Here is a 4,717-nt window from a genome sequence, read left to right on the forward strand (position 1 = left end):
GACGTGTGGCTGCAAGGCGTCAGCTACCGCTACCCGGACGGCGACGTGGACGCCCTCGCCGACATCGAGCTGCACCTCACGCCCGGCAGAGCCGTGGCCGTCGTCGGAGAAACGGGCTCGGGCAAGTCGACCTTGGCCACCCTCAGGGTCCGGCTCGCCGACCCCACCCGCGGCCGCAGCCTGGTCGACGGCGTCGACCTGCGTGACCTGGCGTCCGCCGATCTCGCCCGCCACGTGGGCGTCGTCAGCCAGGAGACCTACCTCACCCACGCGTCCATCCGGGACAACCTGCGCCAGGCGCGGCCGGAGGCGTCCGACGGCGACCTCTGGGACGCTCTGGCGGTGGCCCAGGTCGCCCACGTCATCGACGCCCTCCCGGACGGCCTGGACACCGTCGTCGGGGCGCGGGGCCACCGCTTCTCCGGGGGCGAGCGGCAGCGTCTCGCCGTCGCCCGCACCGTGCTGGTCGACCCGCGCGTGCTCGTCCTCGACGAAGCGACGAGCGCCCTCGACACCGAGACCGAGCGCGAACTGCAGGTGGCGCTCGACCGCCTCGCCCGCGGCCGCACGACCCTCACCATCGCCCACCGCCTCAGCACGGTGCGCAACGCCGACCTGATCGTCGTGCTCGACGGCGGCCGCATCGTCGAACGGGGGACACACGAGGAACTTATCGCCCGGGGCGGGCGTTACGCCGGCTTCGCGTCGTAGGCTGGCGCCATGCTCATCGTGACGACGAACGACATCCCGGGCTACCGCATCGACGCCGTGCTGGGGGAGGTGATGGGCATGACGGTCCGCTCCGCCAACATCGGCGCGAACTTCGTGGCCGGCATCCGTGCCCTCGGCGGCGGCGAGGTGAACGAGTACACCAAGCTCGTCTACGAGTCGCGCCAGCAGGTGATGGAGCGCATGTGGAACCAGGCCACCGAGCGCGGGGCGAACGCCATCGTCGCCTGCCGCTTCGACACCGGCGACATCGCCGCCCAGTTCTCCGAGGTGTGCTGCTACGGCACGGCCGTCGTCGCGGTCCCGCTCGCCGAGGGCGAGCCCGGTGCCACCCCGCAATCCATCAACCACGCCAAGCAGGGCGGACGCTGACCCCATGACCCCCACGGTCGACCTCTCGGTCGCCCGCGGCTGGTGGCTCACCCCCGACCTCATCGCGTGGCCCTCGTGTTGCAGCGGCGGCGCGGCCGCCGCTGACCACGACTGGGTTCTGCACGCCAGCGAGCGCGGCGGCATCGACGCCGACGCTCCCGAACCCGTCCCTTGGGACACGCATGTCCTCACCGTCGACCCCGCCGGGTTGCCCGACGACCTCCGCACCCGCTACCCACACCTGGCCGACGCCGTCGCCCTCCGCATCCCCGCCGCCGCCGATGCCGCCCGCATCCTGCGGGGCGAGGTCCTCGTCACCGCCCACACCCACGCCGGCGACCTCGTCGAGGCGAGCGGCGTCCAGATCGGCGGCGTCCTCGACGAGCTCTACCCGGACGCGGTCCACGCCCGGTTGGGGGCCCACTGGCGCGACGGCGTCCCGACGCTGCGCGTCTGGGCGCCCACGGCCCACCGCGTCGAGCTCCTCCTCTGGCCCGCCGGGACGCCGCTGGCGTCCGATCCGCAGTGGGTGCCGATGGTCGCCGCGCCGGACGGCACGTGGGGTGTCCGGGGCGACGCCGACTGGAAGGGCGCCCGCTACCTCTACGCCGTCACCGTGTTCGCGCCCAGCTTCGGCCGCATCGTCACCAACCGGGTCACCGATCCCTACTCGGTGGCGCTCACCATCAACTCGACGCACACGGTCCTCGTCGACCTCGACGACGACACCTGGCGCCCGCCCGTCTGGTCGGGCACGCCCTCGCCGCCGCTCCGCCACCCCGTCGACCAGACCATCTACGAGCTCCATGTCCGCGACTTCAGCCGCAGCGACAAGACGGTTCCCCCAGAGCTGCGCGGCACCTACCTCGCCTTCGCCCACGACAGCCAGGGCCGTCGTCATCTCAAGCGGCTCGCGGGTGCCGGGCTCACGTGCGTCCAGCTGCTGCCGATCTTCGACTACGCCAGCGTCGAGGAGGACGCCGAACTCCAGGTCCACCCCGACCTGGCCGCGCTCAAGGCCGCGGGACCGGCGTCCGACGACCAGCAGGAGGCGGTCCGGACGCCGCGGCGCACGTTCAACTGGGGGTACGACCCGTGGCACACGATGGTGCCGGAGGGTTCCTACGCGACGGCGACCGGCGTCGACGGCGGCGCCCGGACGCGGCAGGTGCGGTCCATGGTGGGCGCGCTCCACGGGCTCGGGCTGCGGGTCGTGCTCGACCAGGTGTACAACCACACGTTCGCCTTCGGGCAAGGGGCGTCGTCGACCGTGGGCCGGATCGTCCCCGGCTACTACCACCGCCGCGACGCCGACGGCCACGTCGCCCACTCGACGTGCTGCCCGGGCGTCGCCACCGAGCACCGCATGGCCGAGAAGCTCATGGTGGAGTCGTGCGTGCACTGGGTGCGCGCCTACCACGTCGACGGCTTCCGCTTCGACCTGATGGGCCACCACAGCCGCTCGACCATGCTGGCCGTCCGCCGGGCGCTCGACGCGCTCACGCCGGACGCCGACGGCGTCGACGGGGCGTCGGTGACGATGTACGGCGAGGGGTGGAACTTCGGCGAGGTGGCCGACAACGCGCGGTTCATCCAGGCGACGCAGGGACAGCTCGGCGGCACCGGCATCGGCACGTTCTCCGACCGGCTGCGGGACGCCGTCCGTGGCGGCGGGCCGTTCGACGCAGACCCGCGCGTCCAGGGCTTCGGGACGGGTCTGGTCACCGTGCCCAACGGGGCGCCGATCAACGGCGACGAGGGCACGCGGGCCGCGCAATTGCTGCGCGAGGGCGACCTCATCCAGCTCGGCCTGGCCGGCAACCTGCGGGGCTACACGTTCAACTCGCAGCTGTCGGGCACGCCCGTGCGGGGCGACCAGCTCGACTTCCGTGGTGACCCCGCCGGTTACGCCGACTCGCCCGAGGAAGTCATCAGCTATGTCGACGCGCACGACAACGAGACCCTCTTCGACGCCATCACGCTCAAGGTGCCGGCCGGTGTCGGCATGGACGCGCGCGTCCGCATCAACACGCTCTGCCTGGCGTTGGCGACGCTCGGCCAGAGCCCGGTGATGTGGCACGCCGGCTCGGACTTCCTGCGCAGCAAGTCGCTGGACCGCAACTCCTACGACTCCGGCGACTGGTTCAACTTCCTCGACTGGACGCTCACCGACAACGGCTTCGCCGCCGGACTCCCGCCGGCCGCCGACAATGCCGAGAACTGGCCGTTCATGCGTCCGCTCCTCGACGATCCCAACCTCAAACCGCGTCCGGGTCACCTCCGCCGCGCCCACGCCGCCGCCTGCGACCTGCTGCGCATCCGCGCCTCCAGCCTGCTGTTCCGGCTCGGCGACGCCGACGACATCCAGGCGAAGGTGTCGTTCCCCGTGTCGGGGACGTGGGCGCAACGCGCCGGCGTCCTCGTCATGGTGCTCGACGATCGAGCCGGACGCCGCGTCGACGACCGCTGGGCGGGCATCGTCGTCGCGTTCAACGCCAACAACTGGCCGATGCGCCAGGAGGTGCCGCAGCTGCGCAAGAACGCCTGGCACCTCCACCCCGTTCACCGCCGCGGTGCCGACGAGGTCGTCCGCACCGCACGCATCGACGACGGCGTCCTCAGCCTGCCGGCCTGGACGTACGCCACCTTCGTGACGCACCACTGAGGGCCGCCGGGCCGGCTGGCCCCCGGGGGACGGGGCGGGGCGTCAGATGAAGATGATCTGGGCGCCTTCGGAGATCTCCATGAAGTCCGTCGCCGAGATCACGTCTTCGACGCCGTCGTACAGGTCGGCCATGGCGAGGCCGTTCATGTCGAAGCTCATCCGGCAGCCCCACAGGTGGCCGCCGGCGGCAGTGATGAGGTCGAGCATCTCGCGGACGCTCGGGATCTCCAGCGCTTCGAGCTGGCCGTGCATCATCTTCGTCGCCATCCTCGTCATGCCCGGCACCATGCCGGCGAACGCCGGGATCGGCAGCTTCGGCGCTTGCGGGAGGTGCATCGCCGTGTTGCCGACCATGGTGAACTTCAGGTCGTCCATGCGCGACTCGGTGACCATGTCGAAGCCCCAGAACGTGAAGAACAGGTGCGTCTCGATGCCCTCGCCCAGCGCCGCGTTGGCCAGGATCAGTCCGGGGTAGGCCATGTCGAGGTTGCCCTTGCTGCAGATGATGACGAGCTTGCGCCGGGTCTCGGCGGTCTCGACCTGCGGGGTGGCGGTCGCGACTGGTTCGTCCGGCGCGGCGGTGGTGTCCGTGGTCATGGTGTCTCCTCGATCGGCTGCTAGACGCAGCCCTTGGGCTTGGGCAGGCCGGCGACGTAGGCCATCTTCTTGGCCGGCTTGCCGGGGAACAGGGTGAACAACGACTTCGTGTCGAAGCCGCCCTGAGTGCTGACGCGGCGCAGGGTGGCCGTCTCCTTGCGCTTTCCGAAGTCGTCGCGGAGGAAGCGCACGACGGCCCAGTGGTCGTCGGTCAGGTCGACGCCGATGGTGGTGGCCCGCTGCCGGGCCACCTCCTCGCTCCAGGCGTCGTAGGGGAGGAGGAAGTCGGCGTCCGGCATGGCCACCGCGACCGAGGGTGCGACCGCGTAGGACGCCGCCCGCGGCGGTCGGGGT

The 4,717-nt window shown here is 71.5% G+C and carries 5 protein-coding genes; 3 read left to right on the top strand and 2 right to left on the bottom strand.

Annotated features, from left to right (window positions below):
* The 3 genes from Q1K57_RS06115 to pulA form a co-directional block, all read left to right on the top strand.
* Positions 1–711: ATP-binding cassette domain-containing protein (locus tag Q1K57_RS06115; protein WP_300080027.1), on the top strand; the 711-nt coding region annotated here is incomplete at its 5' end.
* A gap of 9 nt (positions 712–720) precedes the next feature.
* Positions 721–1,101, top strand: coding sequence for a YbjQ family protein (locus tag Q1K57_RS06120; RefSeq protein ID WP_300080028.1), 381 nt, complete (start codon positions 721–723; stop codon positions 1,099–1,101).
* A 4-nt stretch (positions 1,102–1,105) separates the two neighbouring features.
* Positions 1,106–3,766, top strand: a complete 2,661-nt coding sequence (gene pulA, locus Q1K57_RS06125; protein WP_300080029.1) for a pullulanase-type alpha-1,6-glucosidase — start codon at positions 1,106–1,108, stop codon at positions 3,764–3,766.
* Between the two features lie 42 nt (positions 3,767–3,808).
* Here the strand turns inward: pulA and Q1K57_RS06130 are convergent, their stop codons facing one another.
* Both Q1K57_RS06130 and Q1K57_RS06135 read right to left on the bottom strand, forming a co-directional pair.
* Positions 3,809–4,363: a DsrE/DsrF/DrsH-like family protein gene (locus Q1K57_RS06130; RefSeq protein WP_300080031.1), complete on the bottom strand. Its 555-nt coding sequence runs from the start codon at positions 4,361–4,363 to the stop codon at positions 3,809–3,811.
* 20 nt (positions 4,364–4,383) lie between these two features.
* The coding region (locus Q1K57_RS06135; protein WP_366525345.1) for a TusE/DsrC/DsvC family sulfur relay protein at positions 4,384–4,717 on the bottom strand (334 nt) is incomplete at its 5' end.

It is taken from the genome of Propioniciclava sp., from assembly GCF_029977985.1.
Lineage (GTDB): Bacteria > Actinomycetota > Actinomycetes > Propionibacteriales > Propionibacteriaceae > Propioniciclava.

Excerpts from the sequence above, each read along its gene's own strand:
- Q1K57_RS06120 (WP_300080028.1), top strand. The coding sequence starts at position 721 with ATGCTCATCGTGACGACGAACGACATCCCGGGCTACCGCATCGACGCC.
- pulA (WP_300080029.1), top strand. The coding sequence starts at position 1,106 with ATGACCCCCACGGTCGACCTCTCGGTCGCCCGCGGCTGGTGGCTCACC.
- Q1K57_RS06130 (WP_300080031.1), bottom strand. The coding sequence starts at position 4,363 with ATGACCACGGACACCACCGCCGCGCCGGACGAACCAGTCGCGACCGCC.